General features: G+C 72.6%; 26 protein-coding genes and 1 tRNA gene. 19 read left to right on the plus strand and 8 right to left on the minus strand.

All coding sequences use genetic code 11. From position 1 onward, the window contains the following. Positions 1-172: 172 nt before the first annotated feature. Positions 173-445, minus strand: a complete 273-nt coding sequence (locus tag QOL88_RS34080; protein WP_097222082.1) for a hypothetical protein — start codon at positions 443-445, stop codon at positions 173-175. Positions 446-610: 165 nt separating this feature from the next. On the opposite strand from QOL88_RS34080, the gene QOL88_RS34085 reads away from it, so the two are divergent. From QOL88_RS34085 to QOL88_RS34135, 11 genes are all read left to right on the plus strand, one after another. Then, positions 611-2,884 carry an ATP-binding protein gene (locus tag QOL88_RS34085; protein ID WP_097222083.1) on the plus strand — a complete coding sequence of 758 codons (2,274 nt, stop codon included), beginning with the start codon at positions 611-613 and terminating at the stop codon, positions 2,882-2,884. A 68-nt stretch (positions 2,885-2,952) separates the two neighbouring features. Beyond that, positions 2,953-3,384 carry a roadblock/LC7 domain-containing protein gene (locus QOL88_RS34090; protein ID WP_031135180.1) on the plus strand — a complete coding sequence of 144 codons (432 nt, stop codon included), beginning with the start codon at positions 2,953-2,955 and terminating at the stop codon, positions 3,382-3,384. 2 nt (positions 3,385-3,386) lie between these two features. After that, positions 3,387-3,758, plus strand: coding sequence for a DUF742 domain-containing protein (locus QOL88_RS34095; RefSeq protein WP_031107809.1), 372 nt, complete (start codon positions 3,387-3,389; stop codon positions 3,756-3,758). Further along, positions 3,736-4,365 (plus strand): GTP-binding protein, encoded by a 630-nt coding sequence (locus tag QOL88_RS34100; protein ID WP_097222084.1) that lies wholly within the window; start codon positions 3,736-3,738, stop codon positions 4,363-4,365. Before QOL88_RS34095 ends, QOL88_RS34100 begins: the two co-directional genes overlap by 23 nt. Positions 4,366-4,426: 61 nt before the next feature. Next, positions 4,427-4,999, plus strand: coding sequence for a GAF domain-containing protein (locus QOL88_RS34105; RefSeq protein ID WP_097222085.1), 573 nt, complete (start codon positions 4,427-4,429; stop codon positions 4,997-4,999). A 178-nt stretch (positions 5,000-5,177) separates the two neighbouring features. Then, a complete protein-coding gene (gene tdh, locus QOL88_RS34110) occupies positions 5,178-6,206 on the plus strand; it encodes an L-threonine 3-dehydrogenase (protein ID WP_097222086.1) in 1,029 nt (342 codons plus the stop codon). Between the two features lie 36 nt (positions 6,207-6,242). After that, the gene (locus QOL88_RS34115) at positions 6,243-7,436 is read left to right on the plus strand and encodes a glycine C-acetyltransferase (protein ID WP_097222087.1); all 1,194 of its coding nucleotides are present in this window, start codon (positions 6,243-6,245) and stop codon (positions 7,434-7,436) included. Between the two features lie 36 nt (positions 7,437-7,472). Continuing rightward, positions 7,473-8,375, plus strand: a complete 903-nt coding sequence (locus QOL88_RS34120) for a LysR family transcriptional regulator (RefSeq protein WP_097222088.1) — start codon at positions 7,473-7,475, stop codon at positions 8,373-8,375. 46 nt (positions 8,376-8,421) lie between these two features. Beyond that, on the plus strand, positions 8,422-8,994 hold the full coding sequence (locus tag QOL88_RS34125; RefSeq protein ID WP_097222089.1) for a helix-turn-helix domain-containing protein: 573 nt from the start codon (positions 8,422-8,424) through the stop codon (positions 8,992-8,994). A 5-nt stretch (positions 8,995-8,999) separates the two neighbouring features. Then, on the plus strand, positions 9,000-9,518 hold the full coding sequence (locus QOL88_RS34130; RefSeq protein ID WP_373559360.1) for a GNAT family N-acetyltransferase: 519 nt from the start codon (positions 9,000-9,002) through the stop codon (positions 9,516-9,518). A gap of 30 nt (positions 9,519-9,548) precedes the next feature. After that, complete coding sequence (locus QOL88_RS34135) at positions 9,549-9,905, plus strand: MmcQ/YjbR family DNA-binding protein (RefSeq protein ID WP_179879035.1); 357 nt, start codon at positions 9,549-9,551, stop codon at positions 9,903-9,905. Between the two features lie 13 nt (positions 9,906-9,918). Here QOL88_RS34135 and QOL88_RS34140 read toward each other — a convergent pair whose 3' ends face one another. Continuing rightward, complete coding sequence (locus tag QOL88_RS34140; protein ID WP_143668910.1) at positions 9,919-10,128, minus strand: hypothetical protein; 210 nt, start codon at positions 10,126-10,128, stop codon at positions 9,919-9,921. 166 nt (positions 10,129-10,294) lie between these two features. On the opposite strand from QOL88_RS34140, the gene QOL88_RS34150 reads away from it, so the two are divergent. Then, positions 10,295-10,368: transfer RNA gene (locus QOL88_RS34150), tRNA-Pro, on the plus strand. A gap of 203 nt (positions 10,369-10,571) precedes the next feature. On the opposite strand, the gene QOL88_RS34155 is transcribed toward QOL88_RS34150, so the two are convergent. From QOL88_RS34155 to QOL88_RS34180, 6 genes are all read right to left on the minus strand, one after another. Continuing rightward, on the minus strand, positions 10,572-10,730 hold the full coding sequence (locus tag QOL88_RS34155) for a hypothetical protein (protein WP_179879036.1): 159 nt from the start codon (positions 10,728-10,730) through the stop codon (positions 10,572-10,574). Positions 10,731-10,831: 101 nt separating this feature from the next. Further along, the gene (locus tag QOL88_RS34160) at positions 10,832-11,359 is read right to left on the minus strand and encodes an NUDIX hydrolase family protein (RefSeq protein ID WP_179879161.1); all 528 of its coding nucleotides are present in this window, start codon (positions 11,357-11,359) and stop codon (positions 10,832-10,834) included. Between the two features lie 85 nt (positions 11,360-11,444). Next, positions 11,445-12,584 carry an amidohydrolase family protein gene (locus QOL88_RS34165; protein WP_097222093.1) on the minus strand — a complete coding sequence of 380 codons (1,140 nt, stop codon included), beginning with the start codon at positions 12,582-12,584 and terminating at the stop codon, positions 11,445-11,447. Position 12,585: 1 nt separating this feature from the next. After that, on the minus strand, positions 12,586-13,989 hold the full coding sequence (locus QOL88_RS34170; protein ID WP_097222094.1) for a type I glutamate--ammonia ligase: 1,404 nt from the start codon (positions 13,987-13,989) through the stop codon (positions 12,586-12,588). A 47-nt stretch (positions 13,990-14,036) separates the two neighbouring features. Beyond that, the gene (locus QOL88_RS34175; RefSeq protein WP_097222095.1) at positions 14,037-14,849 is read right to left on the minus strand and encodes an SAM-dependent methyltransferase; all 813 of its coding nucleotides are present in this window, start codon (positions 14,847-14,849) and stop codon (positions 14,037-14,039) included. A 338-nt stretch (positions 14,850-15,187) separates the two neighbouring features. Next, positions 15,188-16,003 (minus strand): hypothetical protein, encoded by an 816-nt coding sequence (locus tag QOL88_RS34180; protein WP_097222096.1) that lies wholly within the window; start codon positions 16,001-16,003, stop codon positions 15,188-15,190. Positions 16,004-16,282: 279 nt separating this feature from the next. Here QOL88_RS34180 and QOL88_RS34185 point away from each other — a divergent pair, with 279 nt between their 5' ends. From QOL88_RS34185 to QOL88_RS34215, 7 genes are read left to right on the plus strand one after another with little or no spacing between them, the layout of a single operon-like run. Continuing rightward, the gene (locus QOL88_RS34185) at positions 16,283-16,924 is read left to right on the plus strand and encodes a helix-turn-helix domain-containing protein (RefSeq protein WP_097222097.1); all 642 of its coding nucleotides are present in this window, start codon (positions 16,283-16,285) and stop codon (positions 16,922-16,924) included. A gap of 52 nt (positions 16,925-16,976) precedes the next feature. Then, positions 16,977-18,374 (plus strand): M24 family metallopeptidase, encoded by a 1,398-nt coding sequence (locus QOL88_RS34190; protein ID WP_257027970.1) that lies wholly within the window; start codon positions 16,977-16,979, stop codon positions 18,372-18,374. Then, a complete protein-coding gene (locus QOL88_RS34195) occupies positions 18,374-19,351 on the plus strand; it encodes a thiamine pyrophosphate-dependent dehydrogenase E1 component subunit alpha (RefSeq protein WP_097222098.1) in 978 nt (325 codons plus the stop codon). The genes QOL88_RS34190 and QOL88_RS34195 overlap by 1 nt, the downstream gene beginning before the upstream one ends. Beyond that, positions 19,339-20,319, plus strand: a complete 981-nt coding sequence (locus tag QOL88_RS34200) for an alpha-ketoacid dehydrogenase subunit beta (protein WP_097222099.1) — start codon at positions 19,339-19,341, stop codon at positions 20,317-20,319. The genes QOL88_RS34195 and QOL88_RS34200 overlap by 13 nt, the downstream gene beginning before the upstream one ends. A 41-nt stretch (positions 20,320-20,360) precedes the next feature. Beyond that, positions 20,361-21,722: an amidohydrolase family protein gene (locus QOL88_RS34205; RefSeq protein WP_097222100.1), complete on the plus strand. Its 1,362-nt coding sequence runs from the start codon at positions 20,361-20,363 to the stop codon at positions 21,720-21,722. Beyond that, a complete protein-coding gene (locus QOL88_RS34210) occupies positions 21,719-22,600 on the plus strand; it encodes a cupin domain-containing protein (protein WP_097222101.1) in 882 nt (293 codons plus the stop codon). The genes QOL88_RS34205 and QOL88_RS34210 overlap by 4 nt, the downstream gene beginning before the upstream one ends. After that, complete coding sequence (locus QOL88_RS34215; protein WP_097222102.1) at positions 22,597-23,286, plus strand: SDR family oxidoreductase; 690 nt, start codon at positions 22,597-22,599, stop codon at positions 23,284-23,286. The genes QOL88_RS34210 and QOL88_RS34215 overlap by 4 nt, the downstream gene beginning before the upstream one ends. The last annotated feature ends 72 nt before the right edge of the window (positions 23,287-23,358 follow it).

Genomic DNA, 23,358 nt, shown 5'->3' on the forward strand with positions numbered 1-23,358 from the left:
GCTCTTTTCATTCTTGGCCGGATATGCCGAGGTGTTATCGGTCTGTCGTACGAGGCCTCATACCAGAGCGGGACGCTCACCGTATGAGTTTGTCAACTGCCCACCGCACATGATGCGCTGGCGACTACTGTCAGTGGCCGTCGGGAAACAGGGCGGATCGAAGCAGGACGGATCAGGGAGCGGGGGCCGGCACGTGCAGGCGCAGGGCGGACGAGGGAGTCGACGCGACGGGGATCCCCGCTGCCCACGCGCCACCGACGCCGGCACGGGCGCGGCCGAGGACACGGGTGCCGGTGCCGACCGCGCGGGCACTGCCGTCGGTGGCGCGGGAACCTCCGTCGGTGGCGCGGGTGTGGCCCGGCCCGGCGAGGGTGCGGCCCGGTTCGGCGAGGGTGTGGCCCGGTTCGGCGCGGGAGCCGTAGGCGCCTCCGGCCCAGGACGGCACACCGGTCCCCGTGGCGTCAGTGGCGCCGGCGTCGGCGGTGGCGTGCGGCAGCCGGGGGAGGCCGGGCGGACGGCCCGGGGCGCGCGCAAGCGGCCGCGCGAACCCGGTCGCACCCCCGCAAGCTCCCCTGGCACCCCGGCCCGACGGACCAGCACGAGGACACCGATGTCTCACCTCCGCGCCCCGGCCACACGCGCAGACCGCCGTGAGGGCGGACGGCACGGGCGGCCCGCCGTCCGCACCGCCCCCGCGCTGCCCGAGACCCACATACGGCCCCAGCTGCTGCGTCTCGCGGTGCTGCCCCCCGTCGCCGTCGCCCTCAGCGGCTGCGCCGCCGTCCTCTTCACCGTCCGGTCCACCGGAACGCGGCCGGGCCTCACCCTGTGGGCCGTGCTCGGCGGCGCGGTCTTCGTGGCCCTCGTCGGCATCGCCGTCGCCGCGGTCGCGGCCAACCGGGCCGCCCGGTCCGTGCACGACCGCATCGGCGTCCTGCGCCGCGGCACCGCACGGCGCGAGGCCGACCTGCGCACCCTCGTCGAGGCGCTGCGCCGCGGCGACGGCCCGCCGCAGCTCACCCCGCAGAGCCGTCACGCGGGTCCTGCCGAGGACGGCGACGACGGCGACGACTTCGACCTCCTCTCCGCCGACCTGTCCCGCGCGCACGACGGCGCCGTCACCGCCGTCGTGCAGGCCTCCCAGCTCTCCAGCCAGGCCGGCAGCGAACAGAAGCTCGAGGTGTTCGTCAACCTCGCCCGGCGGCTGCAGTCCCTGGTGCATCGCGAGATCTCCATCCTCGACGAGCTGGAGAACGAGATGGAGGACCCCGAGCTGCTCAAGGGGCTCTTCCACGTCGACCACCTCGCCACCCGCATCCGCCGCCACGCCGAGAACCTCGCCGTGCTCGGCGGCGCCGTCTCCCGCCGCCAGTGGAGCAACCCGGTCTCCATGACCGAGGTGCTGCGCTCGGCCATCGCCGAGGTCGAGCAGTACTCGCGGGTCAAGCTCGTGCCGCCGATCGACGGGCAGCTGCGCGGCCACGCCGTCGCCGACGTCATCCACCTCCTGGCCGAACTCGTCGAGAACGCCACGGTGTTCTCCGCCCCGCACACCCAGGTCCTGCTGCGGGCCAACCTCGTCACCTCCGGGCTCGCCGTCGAGGTCGAGGACCGCGGGCTCGGCATGCCCCTGGAGGAGCAGACGCGGATGAACGCGCTGCTCGCCGACCCCGACCAGGTGAACGTCGCCCGGCTCCTCGCGGACGGCCGCATCGGCCTGTTCGTCGTATCCCAGCTCGCCCGGCGGCACGGCATCACCGTCCGCCTCCAGACCAACATCTACGGCGGAGTGCAGGCGGTGCTCGTCGTACCGCAGGCGCTTCTCGGAGCCGAGGCGGGGGCGGGAACGCCCGGGGGAGCGGGGCAGCCGGCGGCAGGCGCCCCCGGTGCGGATGGTCCGGCGCTGCCGGCGCGGCCGGACGGGCAGGCCGGTCGGAGCGGTCCGGCCGCCCCGGGCAGGCAGGCCGGGCAGAACGGGCAGGTCACTGCCGGTGCCTGTGGCGCGTCCAGGGGGCTGTCCCCGGTCGTCGACGGCGGTGAGGTCGGGGTCTCGTCCGTGCCGCTTCCCGCGTCCGGAGCAGGGCCGTCGATTCCGCTCACCGCACCCACCGCGTCCCCCTCATCCGCCGCGCCCCGAAGGCACGAGCGGCAAGCCGAACCGGCCCCGGGCGGGAGCTCACCGGACGGCAGGCCCGCGCCCCTGCCCATGCGCGGGGCCCGCCGGGAGCGTCCCACGCCGGCCGAGGCACGGCCCGGTATCAGTCCCGACGACCGGCGGATCCTCGCCGAGAACGTCACCGAGCCGCCGACCCCCCGCAACGGCACCGTCCGCGGCACCATGGGCAAGCCCCAACTGCCCCGTCGCCGCGCCCAGGAGCACATCGTGCCCCAGCTGCGCGACGGCCCGACGCCACGCCAGGACCCCGAGTACCTCGTGGGCCACGACCCCGGCCTGATGGCGGCATTCCAGCGCGGCATCAGCCTCGCGGAGGCCCAGCAGAGCATGGAGGCCGGCAACACGGAGTGGGGTGACACGTCGTCCGCCCACATGGCGTCCACGCACACGGAGTCGGCCCCCATGGCGTCCGCGTACACGGAGTCCCTCCACACGGAGGTCGCCCACATGGACTCCTCCTACACGGACTCCGCCCACACGGAGGTCGCCCACACGGAGGTCGCCCACATGGACTCCTCCTACATGGACTCCGCCCACACGGACCCGGCACCCACGGGTTCCACCCGCAGGGACCCGATGCCCGTCCGCCCGGTCCATCTCGAGGCGCTCCCCTCGGAGCCGTCCCCCTCGAACAGGCCGACGCCCGGGTCCCGTTCCGACCACCGCACGACCACCACCCGGCAGGACGGGAGCGCACCCGCCGGATGACCACCCCCCTTCCCACCCCCACCCCCAGCGCTTCCGCAGACCTTCGTACCCCAAGGAGTCGATCCACCATGGCGAGCGATGCGCCGACCGCCCATGTTTCCGATCTCGACTGGCTGATGAGCGGCCTCGTACAGCGCGTACCGCACACGAGCGCCGCGGTGCTGCTGTCCTGCGACGGCCTCGTGAAATCCGTACACGGTCTCGACCCCGACAGCGCCGACCACATGGCCGCCCTGGCCTCCGGCCTGTACTCCCTCGGCCGCAGCGCCGGTGTCCGCTTCGGCGACGGCGGCGACGTGCGGCAGGTCGTCGTCGAGCTCGCCTCGACCCTGCTGTTCGTCACCACCGCCGGCTCCGGCACCTGCCTGGCCGTGCTCGCCGGCCGCGAGGCCGACGCGGCCGTGCTGGGCTACGAGATGGCGATGCTGGTCAAGAGCGTCCGCCCCTACCTGGTGACCGCTCCCCGGCAGTCCGTCGAATCCCCGGCGATGAGGCCTTGAGAGTGACGGCGGCCGGTGACGGGCCCTGGCTGGACGACGCGGCCGGGCGGCTGGTGCGGCCGTTCACTGTCAGCAACGGCCGCACCCGTCCGTCCGTCGCGCTCGACCTCGTCTCGCAGGTGATGGCCACTGGGGCGACCCCCCTCGGCTATCTCGGCCCCGAGCACGCGCAGGCGCTCGAACGGTGCCGGGTGCCCGTCGCCGTCGCCGAGGTCGCCGCCCATCTCACACTGCCGGTGGCCGTCACCAAGGTGCTGCTGGCGGACCTCGTCGACTGCGGGGCGTTGACCACCAAGCCCCCCGCGTTCCACCACAACCCGACGGACCGGGCCCTTCTGGAGGCAGTGCTCGATGGACTACGACGACAGCTCTGACTACACCGACGGACCGGGCCACGGCGCCGACCCGTTCCCCACCGCGCTGAAGATCCTGGTGGCGGGCGGGTTCGGCGTGGGCAAGACGACCTTCGTCGGCGCGGTCAGCGAGATCGCGCCGCTCAGCACGGAGGAACTGCTCACCACCGTCAGCGCCGCGACCGACAACCTCGACGGCATCGAGAACAAGGTCGAGACGACCGTGGCCATGGACTTCGGCCGCATCACCCTCGACCCGCGACACGTGCTGTACCTGTTCGGTACACCCGGGCAGGAGCGGTTCTGGTTCATGTGGGACGAGTTGTGCGAGGGGGCGCTCGGCGCGGTCATCCTCGCCGACACCCGCCGGCTGCAGGAGTGCTTCGCCGCCGTCGACTTCTTCGAACAGCGCGGCCTCGGCTTCATCATCGCCGTCAACGAGTTCGACGGCGCCCACCGCTACGACCCCGAGGAGGTGCGCGGTGCCCTCGACCTGTCCGATGACGTGCCCGTCGTGTGCTGTGACGCGCGGATCTCCAGCTCCGGGGTCCAGACCCTGCTGACCCTGGTGCGCCACCTCATCGCCCACACCCCGGCCCCCGCGACGGGGTACGGCGCCCACACGTGACCCCCTCACACCCGCCACGGAGGCCATATATGACGCGAGTTCACACCCCGGGAGCACGCCCATGACCTACGACCCGCCGCGCCCGGCCGGTCGTCTGCTGCTCACACCCGAGGACAAGGAGGCCCCCGCCCGCACCCGCCGACTGCGCAGACTGGGCCTGGGGGAGCGCCCCGAACCCGCACTGGACTCCTTCGCGTACCGCCTCGCCGAGTTCACCGGTGCGCCGTACGCCATGGTCAACCTGCCCGACGAGCAGGGGCAGTTCTACGCGGGCCTGCACGTGCCGGCCGTGGCGCCGGTGGTGCGCAGCGACGGCACCAGCCCGCGCCTCAGCCGCGTCTTGCCCCGCGACCACGGCTTCTGCCCCCATGTGGTGGCGCGCCGCAAGGCCCTCGCCCTGGAAGATGTCGGCGACTATCCGCGGTTCGCGGGCAATCCGGTGGTCGACGAGTTCGGCATCCGCTCCTATCTGGGGGCGCCGCTCATCGACGGCACGGGCCTGGTGCTGGGCACCATCAGCGTCGCCGACGTCGAGCCGCGGCCGTGGGGGAAACCGGGCCTGACGGCGATCAAGGAACACGCCGCGCAGCTCGTCGTGGAGCTGGAGAGCCGGGACGGCCTGCCGCCCTACTGAAACCCGGGTTTCGCCCGGGCCCCGGGGCGTGAAGGAAAGCTGCGGCGGCGCTTAAGAAATCCTCGATGGACCGGCGCGCCCGCCGTACGGCAGATTTCAGTGCGATCCCACTCCTCTCCCGGTCCAGGGGTTCCTTCGGCATACCCGGAGCCGGGACGTACCCCCAGGAGCCGTAGCGGTGAAGGCGCTGGTCAAGCAGAAGGCGGAACCCGGGCTGTGGCTCGTGGACGTCCCCGAGCCCACCGTCGGGCCCGGCGACGTACTCATCAAGGTGCTGCGCACCGGAATCTGCGGCACCGACCTGCACATCCGGGCCTGGGACGGCTGGGCCCAGCAGGCGATCAGCACCCCGCTCGTCCTCGGACACGAGTTCGTCGGCGAGGTCGTCGAGACCGGACGCGACGTCACCGACATCGCGATCGGCGACCGCGTCAGCGGCGAGGGCCACCTGGTGTGCGGCAAGTGCCGCAACTGCCTGGCCGGGCGCCGGCACCTGTGCCGGGCGACCGTCGGGCTCGGGGTGGGCCGCGACGGGGCGTTCGCCGAGTACGTCGCCCTGCCCGCCGCCAATGTCTGGGTGCACCGGGTGCCCGTCGACCTCGACGTGGCCGCGATCTTCGACCCGTTCGGCAACGCCGTGCACACCGCGCTGTCCTTCCCGCTCGTCGGCGAGGACGTCCTGATCACCGGCGCGGGACCCATCGGCCTGATGGCCGCCACCGTGGCCAGGCACGCCGGCGCCCGCAACGTCGTGATCACCGACGTCAGCCCGGAGCGGCTGGAGCTGGCCCGCAAGATCGGTGTGAGCCTCGCGCTCGACGTCTCCGGCTCCACCATCGCCGACGGGCAGCGCACGCTCGGGCTGCGCGAGGGTTTCGACATCGGCCTGGAGATGTCCGGCCGCCCCGAGGCCCTGCGCGACATGATCGCCAATATGACGCACGGTGGCCGGATCGCGATGCTCGGCCTGCCCGCGCAGGAGTTCCCCGTCGACTGGGCCCGCGTCGTCACCTCGATGATCACCATCAAGGGCATCTACGGCCGCGAGATGTTCGAGACCTGGTACGCCATGTCGGTCCTGCTGGAGGCCGGCCTGGACCTCGCGCCCGTCATCACCGGCCGCTACGGCCACCGCGACTTCGAGGCGGCGTTCGAGGACGCGGCGAGCGGCCGCGGCGGCAAGGTCATCCTCGACTGGACCGCGTAACCCCCCTTCTCCGCGAGCACCTTAGGAGCTTCCCCCATGTTCGACTCCGTGCGCGACGACCTGCGCGCCACCCTCGACGAGATCCGCGCCGCCGGCCTGCACAAGCCCGAGCGCGTGATCGGCAGTCCGCAGTCCGCCACCGTCGACGTCACCGCGGGCGGCCGTCCCGGCGAGGTCCTGAACTTCTGCGCCAACAACTACCTCGGTCTCGCCGACCACCCCGAGGTCGTCGCCGCCGCCCACGAGGCCCTGGACCGCTGGGGCTACGGCATGGCCTCCGTCCGCTTCATCTGCGGCACCCAGGAGGTGCACAAGGAGCTGGAGGCTCGCCTGTCCGCCTTCCTGGGCCAGGAGGACACGATCCTCTACTCCTCGTGCTTCGACGCCAACGGCGGCGTGTTCGAGACACTGCTCGGCCCGGAGGACGCGGTCATCTCCGACGCCCTCAACCACGCGTCGATCATCGACGGCATCCGCCTGTCCAAGGCCCGCCGCCTGCGCTACGCCAACCGTGACCTGGCCGAGCTGGAGGCGCGGCTCAAGGAGGCCTCCGACGCGCGCCGCCGCCTGATCGTCACCGACGGCGTCTTCTCCATGGACGGCTACGTCGCCCCGCTGCGCGAGATCTGCGACCTCGCCGACCGTTACGACGCGATGGTCATGGTCGACGACTCCCACGCCGTCGGCTTCGTCGGCCCCGGCGGCCGCGGCACGCCCGAGCTGCACGGCGTCATGGACCGCGTCGACATCATCACCGGCACCCTCGGCAAGGCCCTCGGCGGCGCCTCCGGCGGCTACGTCGCCGCCCGCGCCGAGATCGTCGCCCTGCTGCGCCAGCGCTCCCGGCCGTACCTGTTCTCCAACACCCTCGCCCCGGTCATCGCGGCGGCCTCCCTGAAGGTCCTCGACCTGCTCGAGGCCGCGGACGACCTGCGCGTCCGGCTGGCCGAGAACACGGCCCTGTTCCGCGGGCGGATGACCGAGGAGGGCTTCGACGTCCTTCCCGGCGACCACGCCATCGCCCCGGTGATGATCGGCGACGCGGCGGTCGCCGGGCGCATGGCCGAGCTGCTGCTGGAGCGCGGCGTCTACGTCATCGGCTTCTCGTACCCGGTGGTGCCGCAGGGCCAGGCCCGGATCCGCGTCCAGCTGTCGGCCGCGCACTCCACGGACGACGTCAACCGCGCCGTCGACGCCTTCGTGGCGGCGCGGGCCGAGCTGGAGGGCTGACCGCCGGCACGGGGCGCATTTGAGACAATCGATCGCATGATCGAAGCGCGGCGGCTCCACATCCTCCGGGCGGTGGCCGACCACCGTACGGTGACGGCGGCTGCCGCCGCGCTGTATCTCACGCCGTCAGCCGTGTCCCAGCAGCTCGCCGCCCTGGAGCAGGAGACCGGCCACCGGCTCGTCGAGCGCGGCGCCAAGGGCGTACGGCTCACCCCTGCCGGCGAGATCCTGCTCAACCACACCAACGCGGTCCTCGCCCAGCTGGAGCGGGCCGAGGCCGAGCTCGCCGCGTACAGCTCGGGAGCGGCCGGCACCGTCACGGTCGCCTCCTTCGCCACCGGCATCGCCCTGGTCGTCGCGCCCGCGGTGGCCGCTCTCGCGCGCTCGGCGCCCGGGATCCGCATCCGTGTCCAGGACGCCGAGGGCGACGCCAGCCTGCCGATGGTGCTGGACCGGCAGGTCGATGTCGCCGTCGCCGTCGAGTACCGCGGGGCCCCGCCCGCCGACGACCCGCGACTGGCCCACGTACCGCTGTACGCCGAGCCCTTCGACGCGGTCGTCCCGGTCACCCACCGCCTGGCCGATGCGGCCGAGGTGCCCCTCGCCGACCTGGCCAAGGACCCGTGGATCGGCCAGTACCCCGGCAACCCCTGCCACGACGTGGTGATCCTGGCCTGCGAGAACGCGGGTTTCCAGCCGCGCATGGAGCACTCCTCCGACGACTTCCGCGCGGTCGTCGCCCTCGCCTCGGCCGACGCGGGCGTCGCCCTGGTGCCGCGCTCGGCGCTGCGCGGGATGGACCTCGCCGGGGTGGTCGTACGCCCCGTCGACGGAACACCCCCCACCCGCCGGGTCTTCGCCGCCGTCCGCAGGGGAGCAGAGGAGCACCCCCTGATCCGCCCCGTGCTGGACGCGCTCGGCGAGGCGGCCCGGCTGTGAGCGTCCCGTAACGCCCTCGTCTCATATCCGGGATAGCGTCCCGAATGTGAGACGCGACGAGACGGACCCCGTGGACGCCCGGCTGGGTGCGCGCCTGGCCGAGTTGCGGGCCGAACACGACTGGTCCCTGGGCGAGTTGGCCGACCGCAGCGGGGTGAGCCGGTCCACCCTGTCCCGGGCCGAGCGGGCGGAGGTCAGCCCCACGGCCTCCCTCCTGAACCGCCTGTGCGCCGTCTACGGGCGCACCATGTCCCAGCTCCTCAGCGAGGTCGAGGCCGAACCGGAGGCCGTCGTCCGTTCCGCTGCCCAGCCCGTGTGGCAGGACCGCACCTCCGGCTTCGTACGCCGGTCCGTGTCACCCCCGCACGCCGCCCTGCGCGGCGAACTCGTCGAGGCCCGCCTCGCACCCGGCGCCGACCTCGCCTACGACCGTCCGCCCGTGGCGGGACTGGAGCAGCACATCTGGATCCTGGAAGGCGTCCTGGAAGTGACCGCGCAGGACACCGAGCACCGTCTGCACGCGGGGGACTGCCTGCGGATGCGGGTGTGGGGCCCGACCCGGTTCCGGTGCGCGGACCCCGAGGGTGTCCGCTACCTGCTGGCGGTGGTGCGACCGTGAACCGACTGAACGAGGCCCAGCTGCTGCAAAGGGCAACGGAGTTGGCGGATCTGCTGACCGGCACCGTGAACGGGGGTGCCTCCGTCGGCTTCCTCGCCCCGCTCGGCCGGGCGGAGGCCATGGCCTGGTGGGAGGGCCGGGCCGCCGACGTCGCCGCGGGCCGGCTCGCCGTGTGGGTGGCGTGTGACGGGGAGCGGGTGCTCGGCACCGTCAGCCTGGCCTTTGCCGACAAGGCCAACAGCCGTCACCGCGCCGAGCTCGTGAAGCTGATGGTGGCGCCGGAGGCCCGTGGGCGCGGCCTCGGCCGCGGGCTCCTGGCCACGGCGGAGGCCGCGGCCGAGGCGGCCGGCATCACCCTCCTGCACCTGGACACCGAGACCGGCAGCCTCGCCGAACAGCTGTACCGCTCCAGCGGCTGGACCCCCATCGGCGCCATCCCGGACTACGCGGCCGACCCCGGCGGCGTGCTGCGGCCGACGACGATCTACTACAAGCACGTACCGGTAACCGCTCCCACCAGGTGATTGTCGGTGGGAGCCGATACGGTGCCTGCCATGCCGGATGCCGAAGACGTACGACGGATCGCCTTGTCCCTGCCGGACACGACGGAGAAGATCGCCTGGAGCATGCCCACGTTCCGGGTCGCGGGAAAGATGTTCGCCACGCTGCCGGAGAACGAGACCTCCATCGCCGTGCGCTGCCCCAAGGAGGAGCGCGACGAACTGGTGCTCGCCGAGCCGGGGAAGTTCTGGATCGCCGACCACGAGTCCCAGTTCGCCTGGGTGCGGGCCCGGCTCGACGCCATCGAGGACGAGGGCGAGCTGCGGGACATCCTCGCCGACTCCTGGCGCCAGGCGGCCCCGACCCGGCTCCTGGAGGTTCACCCGCGGCTCGGCCTGCCCGCGGAGTGACGACCTCCTGATCTCAGACGCGGACCGTCGCCCCGAGAAACCCCGAGACGCGCTCCCGCAGTGACCGGGCGTCGAGACCATGGGCGGCGACACGCTCCTCCAGCAGCCCGTACCGCCGCGGTTCGCGGCGGCCCACGCCCAGCCCGAGGGCCCGGTGCGGCACATCCGGCAGCGCGTCGTTCGCGGCGGCCGTCGATCTCGGCCCCGGTCGGACAGCGCCCACAAGACGTCCAGCGTGGACGCCGCGGCCGGGTCGTGCTTCTCGTCGCCGGTCATGACGACGAGCGTGCAACCTCAACGGCCCGGAAACGGATGCGCGATCAGTGGTGCGAGTGCGGTATTGTTTCCCTGCGCGTTGGGCCGGGGGAACTCCCAGGTCAGACGGGCAACGGGACGTGGCGCAGCTTGGTAGCGCACTTGACTGGGGGTCAAGGGGTCGCAGGTTCAAATCCTGTCGTCCCGACTGTGAGGCAGTCATTCAGAGGCCGTATCGGATTCCACGGATACGGCCTCTTGATCATGTCTACGGACGGGGAGCCGGCCGGCGGTCGCTGGTGGCGCTTCTGGCCACCAGCTCGGAGAGCTGTCTGCACGCCTGCGCGATGACCGACACCGCGAGGGCGCAGGTCGCGGCCCCGGCCAGCCGGAAGCGGAAGCCGACCCGGATCAGCAGCGGGAAGCCGAGGAAGCCGGCCCGGTGGCGGGCAGCTCCACCTCACGGCTGATGGCCACCACGGCGTCCAGCAGACCCCGCATCCGGTCCATCGCGTCCAGCCGGGCGCGCAGCTGTTCGTCGAGCGGGCTCAGCTCCGTGCGCAGGCGCACATGCGGCTCGGCAGATGCGGCTGCCCCGGGAAAGGGTCCCGCTCCGCGTCCATCACCTGCACCTCCAGGCCGGAGGCCGGTCACGTGACAGAGCCCAGGCCTCAGATCGCGCAGCCCGCATGCGCCAGCGCCTGCTTCAGCAGCACTCCGTGCCCGCCCGGCATCTCGCTCTGCACGGCCTCCGAGACGGCGTCCTGGGGGCTGAACCACACCAGGTCGAGCGCGTCCTGCCGGGGCCGGCAGTCGCCCGTCACCGGCACGATGTAGGCGAGGGACACCGCGTGCTGGCGCGGGTCGTGGTACGGCGTGACGCCGTGGGTCGGGAAGTACTCCGCGACCGTGAACGGCTGGAGCGACGCCGGGACGCGGGGCAGCGCGACCGGGCCGAGGTCCTTCTCCAGGTGGCGCAGGAGGGCGTCGCGGACGCGCTCGTGGTGCAGCACGCGGCCGGAGACCAGGGTCCGGCTGACCGTACCGTCGGGGCCGATGCGCAGCAGCAGGCCGACGCTGGTCACCTCGCCGCTGTCGTCGACGCGGACCGGGACGGCCTCGACGTAGAGGATCGGCATGCGGGCGCGTGTCATCTCCAGCTCGTCGGAGGACAGCCAGCCGGGCGTGGTTTCGGTCATGTCAGACATTGCTTGATCATACTTTCAGCCGTTCGGACTTCCTGGGTAGCCGCTCCAGGAGAACTGTGACCGGCCACACGCCTGTTCAATCGTCCTGCGGCCCGTCGGTCTCCAGCCGGTAGACCCGCAGGGCGTTGTCCCGCCCGGTCCACCGCGCGATCCGCAGCGCGTCCGGCAGGGACAGCTCGTCGGCGTCCACGCGCTCCTGGAGCAGTTCCGCGAGCCCTTGCCGGAAGGCGAGCGCCCCGAGGTGGTAGAACTCGGCCACACCGTAGGCGTCGGAGCTGTACAGCAGTTTGCGGAACGGTGTGATCTCCAGGGCCTCCGCCAGGACCGCACCGGCCCGGGCGGGGCCGACGTGGTGCAGGGTGAGTCCGACGTCGAGGTACACCTGCTCGAAGACCGCGGCGAGGTAGGCCGCCTGTCGCTGGTACGGCCAGCAGTGCAGGAGCAGGACGGGGATCGTCCCGGCGGTGAGGTGCAGCCAGTCGGTGAGGTGGGTGGGGTCGACGCGGTGCAGCCGGATGTCGTTGTCGCCGAAACCGGTGTGCAGCTGGAGCGGCAGACCGAGGTCGACGGCGGTCCACAGCAGGTGTCGCACGAGGACCGGGTCGTCGAGGCGTCCGCCCCCGGAAAGCCAGCGCCGGGCCGCTTCGGTGACCTGCGCCTGCGAGGGGCGGGCCGGGTCCAGGTCGAAGCCGGTGCGGTAGGCCGCCACCGACTTCACGGCCACAACACCGGGCCGCCGCACGGCGGCCAGCGCGGCCGCGTGGAAGGCGTCCGCGTAGGCGTCCGGGTCGACCCCCGCGGCCTGCACCGACTCCGCGACGCCCTCCAGCCGCACGACCTCGTACGAGGTCCCGCCCGCCGCCTCGGCGATCTCCCGCGGCGTGGTGAGGGGGTCGGGCGCGTAGCCGGTGTCGACGCAGAAGACGTCCGTGCCCGCGGCGCGCAGGAAGCGGCGCTGCACCTCGCGCCGGCCGAGTTCCGAGCGGCGGGCGAGGTACTCCTCGGCGGGCGCGTGCCGGGGCAGGTCGAGCAGGGGAGCGCAGTGCCGGCGCAGGGCCACGCCCACCGGGCTGTCGAAGGGGGAGATCCCCGGCCACACCTCGCCCTCGGTGAGGTGGGCCTCGAAGGCCTCCCGGCCGAGGTCGGCCGTGACCGTGCCGTGGCAGTGGTGGTCGACCAGCCGCACGGAGCCGAGCGCCTCACGGACCGCGCTCACGTCAGTACACCCAGCGGTACGCCGCCGCCACCTGGTCGTCGTCCAGCCCGGCGACGGACGCCTGCTCGCCCCGCCGTACGGCGACGACCGCGTCGGCCAGGACCGGGCCGAGGGCCGTCCGCAGGGCCTCGTCGTCGCGGAAGGCCTCGACGGCCCGCTCCAGGGACTCCGGCAGCCGGCGCACGCCCCGGGCCGCCGCCTCCGCCTCGCCCAGGTGGGCCGGGTCGCCGGTGGTCTCGTCGGGCAGGACGGCGGACGACGTCAGGCCGTCCAGCCCGGCGGCGATCAGGGCACCGATCGCGAGGTAGGGGTTGGCGGCCAGGTCGACGGGCTTGATCTCCAGGTTGGCCGCCCGGTCGCGCAGCCCCGCGGTGCCGGTGACGACCCGCAGCGCGGTCTCCCGGGTCTCGCGGCCCCAGGCGGTGAACACCCCGGCCCACTGGGAGGGCTTGAGCCGCAGACGGCTGGCGGGGCTCGGGGCGGTGACGGCCGTGAGGGCGGGCAAGTGGGCCAGGATGCCGGCCGTGAACGACTCGGCCTGAGCCGTCATCCCGTGGCGGCGATCGCCTCCGGCGTGCAGGTTCGCCCCGTCACGCCAGGCGGACAGGTGGACGTGCCCGCCGTTGCCGACGCCGCGGCCCACCACGGCCGGGGCGAACGAGACCCGCAGTCCGTGCCGCTGGGCCACCGCCCGGACGGTCTGCCGGACCAGCACACTCCGGTCGGCCGCCGCCACCGGATCGACGGCACCCACCGAGATCTCGAACTGTCCGGCCGCGTACTCGGGATGGACCTGCTCGACGTCCACGCCCTGGGCCGCGCATGCCGCCAGCAGGTCGGCGGTGTAGTCCCCGAGCTCGATCTGCCGGGTCGCCCCGTACGCCGGTCCGGTCGTCGCGGGCACGAACGCGTCGCCGGGCGCGTCGCCCCGGGCCACGCTCCACTCGATCTCGATGGCGGCCTTGAAGGTCAGGCCGTGCCGCTCGGCCGCCTCGGTGACGATCCGGCGCAGGAACGTGCGGGTGCAGCCGGGATGCCGCTCCCCGTCCTGCGTGACGCGGTCCACCGGCGCCCAGGCCCAGCCGGGCTGCCCGGCCAGGACGACGAGCCGGTCGAGGTCCGGGTAGAGGCGCAGATCGCCGTCGGGTGAGCCGAGGACGTCGGTGGTGACGACGGAGTCGTTCGCCAGGAACGTGTCGAACACCGGCGACATGCCGACGCCCCAGGCCGCCGCGGAGGCGAGGCGGGCCGTCGGGACGGTCTTCACCCGGCCGATGCCCGCGGTGTCGACGTAGGCCAGCACGACGCCGTGCACGCCCCGGCCGGCGAGTTCGCCGCTCAGCGCGGTGGCCCGCTCGACGTCGCCGGGGCGGCCGCCGGGCACGGGATCGGCCAGGGTGGTCATACGTCCTCCGCGGTTGTCCTCGTTCTTCTCCGGCGAAGGCGGCACCGTCAGGGCTTCACGGCCACCGCGCCGTACTGCGGTACCAGCACCGCCGAGCCGGGCTCGGCGCGCCACTGCCCGCACGACACCATGCCCGGTTCGAGGACCTCGAGGCCCTCGAAGAACGCGGCGATGTCGGCGCCGCTGCGGGCCGTGATCGGGGGAGTGGCGTTCTCGTTCCAGAACTTCATGGCCGGGATCTGGCCCGCGCCGCCGAGCTCGTCGTCGAAGGTCGGGTGGGTGAGGACCAGGAAGCTGCCGGACGGTGCCGCGGCCATTACCCGGCGCACGATGTCCCGGGCCTTGTCGACGTCCAGGACGAAGTTGAGGATGCCCAGCATCATCACGGCGATGGGCCGCGTGAAGTCGAGGGTGTGCCCGGCCCGTTCGAGGATGGCGTCCGGGTCGTGCACATCGGCGTCGATGTAGGCGGTGACGCCGTCGTGGGTCCCGGTGAGCAGGGTGCGGGCGTGCACCAGGACGATCGGGTCGTTGTCGACGTAGACGATGCGCGAGTCGGGCGCGATCCGCTGGGCGATCTGGTGGGTGTTGTCCGCCGTCGGCAGTCCCGTGCCGACGTCGAGGAACTGCCGCACCCCGCGCTCACCGGCGAGGAAGGACACGGCCCGGCCGAGGAAGTCCCGGTCCGCGCGGGCGATGTCCCGGATGATCGGGAACATGCCGGCGACGTGCTCGCCGACCTGCTGGTCGACCTCGTAGTTGTCCTTGCCGCCGATCCAGTAGTTCCACACGCGCGCGTTGTGCGCCACACCGGTGTTCAGCCTCGCCGACCCTCCCGAAGGGGTGTGGCCATCACTCACGACTCGTCCTCTCCTCGCACGCACGACCGAGGCCGGTCGCCGCCGCCATTGTGCCGCTCCGGTGATCACGCTGTCCCGGGAATCGTGGGAGCGGACACGGCGGTTGGGGCGGTCCGGCGTGCGGGAGGAAGCTGCTTGCCGTGCCGACCGGTCTAGGGCCTGTCGTTTGGATCAGGCCGCAGGAAACTGACGGTGCGGGTCGATGCCGGTGAGCGGGGTCTGGTGCGTGCAGCTGCAAGGCGGAGGAGGGCGTCGACGCGGAGCGTCGGCAACCGACGACAACGCGGCAGATGTGCGTGCCAGACCCCGCGTCTGCGGCGTGATCCAAACGACGGGCCCTAGTTGGGGCTCGCGGCGGGCGACTTCCCGGCCAGGATGTCCTTGAGGCGCTGGGTTCCCTGCTGCACCGCCTGCTTCACGGAGTCGTTCTCGTCCCCGTCGAGCCCGCCCGCCGTGACGGTGATCGCGTCGTCGCCGACCCGTACGGCGGCGACGTCCAGGGTCAGTGTGGCGTCGTCACCGCCGGCCGAGCCCTGCACGGTCACGCGCAGGCCCTCACGTGCGTCGCCCACCTTCGGCAGCGAGATCTCGATGACCTGGACGGTGCGCTTCTCCTTGCCGTCGGTCACGGTGAACTGGTCGCACTTCTCCGGCAGGGTCGCCATCCAGTTGAGCGAGTCCTGCGGGTCGGTCCGGTCGTAGGAGGCGACCTGGTACAGCAGCCGGGAGTCGCCCTGCGCGAAGCCGCGCAGCTCGGACGCGCCCGACGGCCTGCCCAGCAGATCGTCGTCGAACAGCGAGTCCAGGAGTCGCTGGCAGTCGGACGCCTGGGCCTTGGCGGTGAGGAAGTCGGAGACGTCGACCGTGCCGATGAGCAGACTGTCGTGCCAGTTCTCGGCCTCCGTGTCCTTGACCTGCGTCCAGTTGTCCTCGATGTCCGCCTCGGTGATCAGCGCGGTGCGGGCGCCGTTCGTGGAGAGGGTGGCGGTGGGGGAGGGCGTCTGCCGCACTTCGGCGGCCTGGGACGCGGTGACGCCGGAGACGCGCGAACCGTCCGTGCCGCCGTCGTCCGAGCAGGCGGCGATGGAGAGCAGCGTGCCTGCCGCCAGGGCGCAGGAGAGGACGCGGACGAGCCGGGTCGGACGACGGGTCATCGGGAGTGCCTCCTGAGAACGTGGCGCGTGCCCTCAGCGCACCACCGCCACCGACGGCCCACCACCGGCACCGGACCGTTCGGGTGAGCGCCGCCGGGGGTGCCGGGGGCTCCCGTTCCGGGCCGCCGGCGACAGGAGCCGGGCGACCGCGTCGAGCGGATCCTGGCGCCGGGACGTGCCTGCGCTGTTCAATGAAACTGCACACTCTTCCGGAGCAGAGCAGAGCAGAGCAGAGCAGAGCAGAGCAGAGCAGAGCAGAGCAGAGCAGAGGAGCCGACTGTGTCGATCGCCGTCGTGCCGCCCGTCGGGGCGCGCATCCGGCAGGCGCGCCTGGAGCGTGGCACGAGCCTGCGCGCGCTGGCCCGGGAGATCGGGGTGTCGGCGAGTCTGGTGTCGCAGATCGAGACCGGCAAGAGCCAGCCGTCCGTCAGCACGCTGTACGCGATCACCATGGCGCTGGGGATCTCCGTGGAGTCCCTCTTCGACGCCCGGGAAGGCCCCGCCGCGAGCCCGCCCGGGACGCCCCCGGCCACCGTGCCGCACGCCCTCGCCGCCTTCGCCGCCGATCCGGGGCGGCGGATCGGGCCCCTGGTCGGCTCGGGCGGACGCGAGACGCTGGAGCTGGACTCGGGGGTCGTGTGGGAGCGTCTCGGGCGGGTGCCGGGCGCGGAGGCCGACTTCCTGCTGGTGACGTACCGGCCCGGCGGCTCGTCCTCCGGCTCCGGCGGGCTGATGCGGCACGCCGGCACCGAGTACGGCTATCTGACCTCCGGCGAGCTGGTCCTCACCCTCGGTTTCGAGGAGTACACGCTGCGGGCGGGCGACTCCGTCTGCTTCGAGTCGACGACCCCCCACCGATACCGCAACGATGGAGAGGTACCGGCTGTGGGCGTCTGGTTCGTGTCCGGCGATGTTCAGTGACACTTGACACCCATGGCACACGGGCGTTCACTCCGAAGTGGGGGTGGTCGCCATGGCGATCCGCACATACGGCCCCAACGCCGTCGACTGGGAAGAGCGCATCGACCTGGACCGGCTGCGCGGGCAGCGGCTGGCCCGGCTGCACGAGTCCCTGAACCGCTCCGAGCTCGGCGCGGTGCTCAGCTTCGACTTCGCCAACATCCGCTACATGACCGCCACCCACATCGGCACCTGGGCGATGGACAAGCTGATCCGCTTCGCCCTGCTGGTGCGCGACGGCGAACCGGTCGTCTGGGACTTCGGCTCCGCCGCGCGCCACCACCAGCTGTACAACCCGTGGCTCGACTACAGCGACGGCAAGGCCGGCCCGCCCACCGGCGCCCGGGCCGGCATCTCCACCCTGCGCGGCGCCTTCCACCCGGACGCCGGGATCGCTGAGGACGTGGCCGCCAAGATCGCCACCGAACTGCGCGACCACGGGCTCGCGGGCGAACCCCTCGGCGTCGACGTCGCCGAGATGCCGGTCCTCGCCGCGCTGCGCGCCGAGGGCATCGACGTCGTCGACGGGCAGCAGGTCTTCCTGGAGGCCCGCCGCCTCAAGACCGTCGACGAGATCGCCCTGCTCACCCAGGCGTGCGCCATGGTCGACGCGGCCTACGAGGAGCTGTACGGCTACCTGCGCCCGGGCGTGCGCGAGAACGAGTGCGTCGGCGTGGTCAGCAAGGTGCTGTACGACCTCGGCAGCGAGTACGTCGAGGGCGTCAACGCCATCTCGGGCGAGCGCTGTTCGCCGCATCCGCACGTCTACAGCGACCGGTTGATCCGCCCCGGCGACCCGGCCTTCTTCGACATCCTGCACAGTCATCTCGGCTACCGCACCTGCTACTACCGCACGTTCGCCGTGGGCAGCGCCTCACGGGCGCAGCGGGACGCGTACGTGCGCTGCCGGGAGTACATGGACGAGGCGATCGCGCTGGTCCGGCCGGGCGCCACCACCGCCGACATCGTGCGGCTCTGGCCGCGCGCCGAGGAGTTCGGCTTCGCCGACGAGACCGCCGCCTTCGCCCTCCAGTACGGCCACGGCGTCGGCCTGTCGATCTGGGAGAAGCCGATCTTCAGCCGGCTGGTCTCCCTGGACCACCCCGAAGTCCTCGAAGAGGGCATGGTGTTCGCCCTGGAGACGTACTGGCCGGCCGCCGACGGCTGGTCCGCCGCCCGCATCGAGGAGGAACTCGTCGTCACCGCCGACGGCTGCGAGGTCATCACCAAGTTCCCCGCCGAGGAACTGCTGGTGGCCGGGCGCAAGTACTGGACGGTGGGCGGCGAGCTGAACACCCGCCGCGAGGCGCAGTCCCACCTCAACACCGGGGACCGGGCACGGGCGGACACCGGGGAGCGCTCACGCGCGCACACCGATCACGGCCCGCGGACGACCCACGGGGACCGCTGATGGACGCGGGCGCGCTCCTCGACCGGTACGAGCGGATGAACGTCATCCGCCGGACGGAGAAGGCCGCCCACGACCTGTTCCTCCAGGGCCTCGTGAAAGGCACCACGCACCTGGCCGCCGGGCAGGAGGCGATCGCCGTGGGGGCGAGCGCCGCCCTGCGCCCGGACGACTATGTGTTCGCCACCTACAGGGGCCACCACCATGCCCTCGCCCGGGGCGCCACACCCGAGGAGTGCCTCGCCGAGCTGATGAGCCGGGCGACCGGGCTGTGCGGGGCCAAGGGCGGCTCCATGCACCTGACCAAGGCGGCCACCGGCATGCTCGGTTCGTACGCCATCGTCGGCTCGCACCTCCCGATGGCGGTCGGCGCGGCCTGGTCGGCCCGGCTGCGCGGCACCGAGCAGCTCGCGGTCGCCTTCTTCGGCGACGGCGCGACCAACATCGGCGCCTTCCACGAGTCCCTCAACCTGGCCGCCGTGTGGAGGCTGCCGGTGCTGTTCGTGTGCGAGAACAACCTGTACATGGAGTACACGCCGATCGCCGACGTCACGGCCGTGCCCCGCCCCGCAGCCGACCGGGCCCCCGCCCACGGCATCCCGGGCGAGGTCGTCGACGGCAACGACGTCGTGGCGGTCGAGGAGGCGGTGGGGCGGCTCGCGCGACGGGCCCGGGCCGGAGACGGGCCCGCCGTGCTGGAGGCCGAGACCTACCGCCACTTCGGGCACAGCCGCGCCGACCCGGCGGCCTACCGCCCGGCCGAGGAGGTCGAACGCTGGCTGAAGCACGACCCGTTGGACCTCGCGCGGGGGCGCCTGGCCGAACTGGGCGTGGGCGAGGAGACGGTCGCCGAGGCCGACGAGCGGGCCCGGGTCGTCGTGGAACGGGCCGTGGAGGCGGCGAAGGCGGCGCCGCCACCCGATCCACGCGAGGCACTGACCGACGTGTGGGCGGACGGAGGCGCCGCATGGCGGACGTGATCACCTACCGGGACGCGGTCGCCGAGGGCATCGCCCGCGAGATGCGGCGCGACGCGTCGGTGGTGTGCCTCGGGGAGGACATCGCCGCGGCCGGCGGGGTGTTCAAGACGACCACGGGCCTGCTGGAGGAGTTCGGACCCGAGCGGGTGTGGGACACGCCCATCTCCGAACAGGCCATCGTGGGCGCGGCGATGGGCGCCGCCATGACCGGGATGCGGCCCGTCGCGGAGATCATGTTCTCCGACTTCCTGGCCTGCTGCTGGGACTACCTCGCCAACGAGATCCCCAAGGTCCGCTACATGACCGGCGGCCAGGTGACCGTGCCCCTCGTCGTGCGCACCGCCAACGGCGGCGGACTCGGCTTCGGCGCCCAGCACTCCCAGGCCACCGAGAACTGGGCCCTGACCGTCCCCGGGCTGAAGATCGCGGCGCCGGCCACACCCGCCGACGTCATCGGCATGCTGGCCGCGGCCATCCGCAGCGACGACCCGGTGGTCTTCTTCGAACACAAGGGGCTGCTCGCGACCAAGGGCCCACCGCCCCCGCCCGGTCACGTAGTCGAGCTGGGCCGGGCCGCCGTCGTCCGCGAGGGCGGCGACATCACGCTCGTCGCGCTCGCCTCCATGGTGCCCCTGGCCCTGAAGGCCGCCGGCGTACTGGCCGAGGAGGGCATCGAGGCCGACGTCGTCGACCTGCGCTGCCTGGTCCCGCTGGACGCCGCCACCGTCCTCGCCTCGCTGCGCAAGACCTCACGGCTCGTCACCGTCGAGGAGAACCCCTACCAGGGCGGCTGGGGCGCCACCGTCGTCTCGGTCGTCGCCGACGAGGGGTTCGGCCTGCTGGACGCGCCCGTGCGGCGGGTGGCGGGGGAGTGCGTCCCGCTGCCGTTCGCCGACGCGCTGGAGCAGCAGGTCATCCCCACCGTCGACAAGGTCGTCACGGAGGTCCGCAGGCTCGCCGCGTACTGAGGCCGCACATCCGCCACCGAACACCCATGGGAGGAAGCGCGATGACCACAAGGACACTGCTGCGCTCCGGTCACGTGATCTCGATGGACCCGGACATCGGGGACCTGCCCCAGGGGGACGTCCTCGTCGAGGACGGCAGGATCACGGCCGTCGAGCCCGAGATCAGCGCCGACGCCGAAGTCCTCGACATGAGCGGACACATCGTGATCCCCGGCTTCGTCGACACCCACCGCCACACCTGGGAGGCACCCATCCGGGGCGTCGCCCCCGACGCCACCCTCGACGACTACTTCGTCGACATCCTCGACACCTTCGCACCCCTGTACACCCCGCAGGACGTGTACGCGGGCAACCTCGCGGGCGCGCTGGAGTGCCTCAACGCCGGCATCACCACGCTCGTCGACTGGTCGCACATCAACAACACCCCCGAGCACCCGGACGCGGCGATCCAGGGCCTGGCGGAGTCCGGGATCCGGGCGCAGTACGCGTACGGCAGCGCCAACACCTCCCTCGCGGAATACTGGTTCGAGAGCAGGATCGCCATCCCGGCGGACGACGTACGGCGGATCCGGTCGACCCACTTCGCGTCCGACGACGGGCTGCTGACCATGGGGCTCGCCACCCGCGGCCCCGGCTTCTGCGTCGACGAGGTCGTCGCGGCCGAGTGGGCCATGGCGCGCGAGCTGGGCCTCCCGATCACCGTGCACGTGGCCATGGGACGGCTGGCCGGCCGCTTCGGCATGGTGAAGCAGCTCCACGACCTGGGGCTGCTCGGCCCGGACACCACCTACGTCCACAGTTGCCACCTCAGCGGGGAGGAGTGGCGGATGGTCGCCGACAGCGGCGGCACCGTGTCGGTCGCGCCGCAGGTGGAGCTCCAGATGGGGCACGGCTGGCCGCCCGTGATGCAGGCCATCGAGTACGGCCTGCGGCCCGCGCTCAGCATCGACGTCGTCACCACCGTACCCGGCGACATGTTCACCCAGATCCGGGCGGCCTTCGGCGCCGAACGCGCCCGCGTCAACGCCGACTGCTGGCAGTCCAACATGCCGGTCCCCAGCACCATGCTGACAGCACGTCAGATGCTGGAGATCGCCACCGTGAACGGCGCCCACGTCGCCGGGCTCGAGGACCGCACCGGCTCCCTGACCCCCGGCAAGCGCGCCGACATCGTCGCGATCGACGCCACCGCTGTGAACGTCGCCCCGGTGCACGACGCGGCGGCCGCGGTGACCTTGTGCGCCGACGTCTCCAACGTGGACACCGTCCTCGTCGACGGCGTGATCCACAAACGCGACGGCCGGCTCCTCGGCGATACCGCACGCGCCCTGCGGCTCGTCGGCGAGGCCCGCGACCGGCTCCTCGCGGCGAAGGAGGCCAAGGGGGCGAAGGCGCCGGCATGACGAACCACCTGGTGCGCCACGCCGCCGACCTGCCCGAGCCGCCGTACGACGGCCACGGCCACCGGCGCAGGACGATGGTCGGCGAGGACGACGGCAGCGTCCACACCGGCTTCGGCCTGTGCGAACTGCGGCCCGACGGCCGGGTGCCCGCCCATGTGCACTCGTACGAGGAGACCTTCTTCGTCCTCGACGGGGCGCTGATCCTCGACCTGCCGGACGGCTCGTACCTGCTTCAGGAGGGCGACCACGGACTGCTGCCGACCGGCGTCCCGCACGCCTGGCGCGGGGCCGGGAGCACCGGCGGACGCTGGGCGGACATGCTGGCCCCCGTGCCACGGGCCCGCTACGGACACGACACCCAGGCCGTGCCGGATCTGCCCGCGCGCGAGCCGGCCCGGGTCGACGTCCGCGACCCGCGCACCCGCGCCTTCGGCCACTTCGAGCCCGCCCAGATGGACCCGGGCAAACAGTCCCAGGAGCTGCTGGCCGCCACGGCAAGCATGCGGACCGCGCTGCTGGTCTACAGCGGGATCACGGTGAAGATGATGATCGACGGCGACCTGGGCGCGGTCGCCTCGACGATGTTCATGGTGCAGTACGCGTCCGACGGGATCATCGGCACCCACGACCACCCCTTCGAGGAGACGTATCTGATCCTGGAGGGCGTCGCGGAGGCCACCCTCGACGGCGAGCGGTACCGGCTGGAGCCCGGCGACCTGGCCTGGGCGGGCGCCGGATGCGTGCACGGCTTCGGCAACGCGGGGCGGGGGCCCCTGCGCTGGCTGGAGACACAGGCGCCGCAACCGCCGTCGCGGCACTCGTACCGGTTCACGCGGGACTGGGACTACCTGCGCGCGGCACTGGAGGAGAAGTCATGAGCAGTGTGCTCGTCGTCGGCGGAACGTCCGGGATCGGGCTGGAGTTCGCCCGCACACGTGCCGAGCGCGGGGACGACGTGGTGCTCACCAGCCGCGACGCCCAACGCGCCGACGTGGTCGCGAAGGAGGTGGGCGCGCGCGGACTCGCCCTCGACCTGGAACGGCCGCTGGAGATCGCGGCGGCCCTGGCCGGCATGGGACGTGTCGACCACCTGGTCATCGCGGGCGTCTCGCGCGACGACAACAAGGTCACCGACTACGACATCGACGCCGCCCTGCGGCTGGTCACCCTCAAACTCGTCGGCTACACGGAGGTGGTGCACACGCTGCGCAGCCGGCTGCACGACGACAGCGCCATCGTGCTCTTCGGCGGCCAGGCCAAGGAACGCCCCTATCCGGGCGCGACGACGGTGGCGACGGTCAATGCGGGGGTGCGCGGCCTGATGAACTCCCTCGCCGTGGAACTCGCTCCCGTTCGGGTCAACGCCGTGCATCCCGGTGTCGTGGGGGACAGCCCGTACTGGCAGGCCAAACCGGAGAAGGTCCTCGCCACGCTGCGCACCGAGACTCCCACGGGGCGGCTCGCCGCGATGGTCGACGTGGTGGACGCGGTGGACTTCCTGTTGCGGAACGCATCGGTGAACGCGGTCGAACTGACCGTGGACGGGGGCTGGTTGCTCGGGTGAGGGCCGGTTGCCCGAGTGAGGCCCGGCTGCTCGAGTGAGGGCAGGTTGCCTGGGTGAGGCCAAGGCTGCTCG

This window comes from Streptomyces sp. Ag82_O1-12, assembly GCF_900182715.1.
GTDB lineage: Bacteria > Actinomycetota > Actinomycetes > Streptomycetales > Streptomycetaceae > Streptomyces > Streptomyces massasporeus.

Excerpts from the sequence above, each read along its gene's own strand:
- QOL88_RS34090 (WP_031135180.1), top strand. The coding sequence starts at position 2,953 with ATGGCGAGCGATGCGCCGACCGCCCATGTTTCCGATCTCGACTGGCTG.
- QOL88_RS34205 (WP_097222100.1), top strand. The coding sequence starts at position 20,361 with ATGACCACAAGGACACTGCTGCGCTCCGGTCACGTGATCTCGATGGAC.
- QOL88_RS34180 (WP_097222096.1), bottom strand. The coding sequence starts at position 16,003 with ATGACCCGTCGTCCGACCCGGCTCGTCCGCGTCCTCTCCTGCGCCCTG.
- QOL88_RS34190 (WP_257027970.1), top strand. The coding sequence starts at position 16,977 with ATGGCGATCCGCACATACGGCCCCAACGCCGTCGACTGGGAAGAGCGC.
- QOL88_RS34115 (WP_097222087.1), top strand. The coding sequence starts at position 6,243 with ATGTTCGACTCCGTGCGCGACGACCTGCGCGCCACCCTCGACGAGATC.
- QOL88_RS34195 (WP_097222098.1), top strand. The coding sequence starts at position 18,374 with ATGGACGCGGGCGCGCTCCTCGACCGGTACGAGCGGATGAACGTCATC.
- QOL88_RS34160 (WP_179879161.1), bottom strand. The coding sequence starts at position 11,359 with ATGACCGAAACCACGCCCGGCTGGCTGTCCTCCGACGAGCTGGAGATG.
- QOL88_RS34085 (WP_097222083.1), top strand. The coding sequence starts at position 611 with ATGTCTCACCTCCGCGCCCCGGCCACACGCGCAGACCGCCGTGAGGGC.
- QOL88_RS34135 (WP_179879035.1), top strand. The coding sequence starts at position 9,549 with ATGCCGGATGCCGAAGACGTACGACGGATCGCCTTGTCCCTGCCGGAC.
- QOL88_RS34105 (WP_097222085.1), top strand. The coding sequence starts at position 4,427 with ATGACCTACGACCCGCCGCGCCCGGCCGGTCGTCTGCTGCTCACACCC.
- QOL88_RS34210 (WP_097222101.1), top strand. The coding sequence starts at position 21,719 with ATGACGAACCACCTGGTGCGCCACGCCGCCGACCTGCCCGAGCCGCCG.
- QOL88_RS34215 (WP_097222102.1), top strand. The coding sequence starts at position 22,597 with ATGAGCAGTGTGCTCGTCGTCGGCGGAACGTCCGGGATCGGGCTGGAG.
- QOL88_RS34100 (WP_097222084.1), top strand. The coding sequence starts at position 3,736 with ATGGACTACGACGACAGCTCTGACTACACCGACGGACCGGGCCACGGC.
- QOL88_RS34120 (WP_097222088.1), top strand. The coding sequence starts at position 7,473 with ATGATCGAAGCGCGGCGGCTCCACATCCTCCGGGCGGTGGCCGACCAC.
- QOL88_RS34200 (WP_097222099.1), top strand. The coding sequence starts at position 19,339 with ATGGCGGACGTGATCACCTACCGGGACGCGGTCGCCGAGGGCATCGCC.
- QOL88_RS34170 (WP_097222094.1), bottom strand. The coding sequence starts at position 13,989 with ATGACCACCCTGGCCGATCCCGTGCCCGGCGGCCGCCCCGGCGACGTC.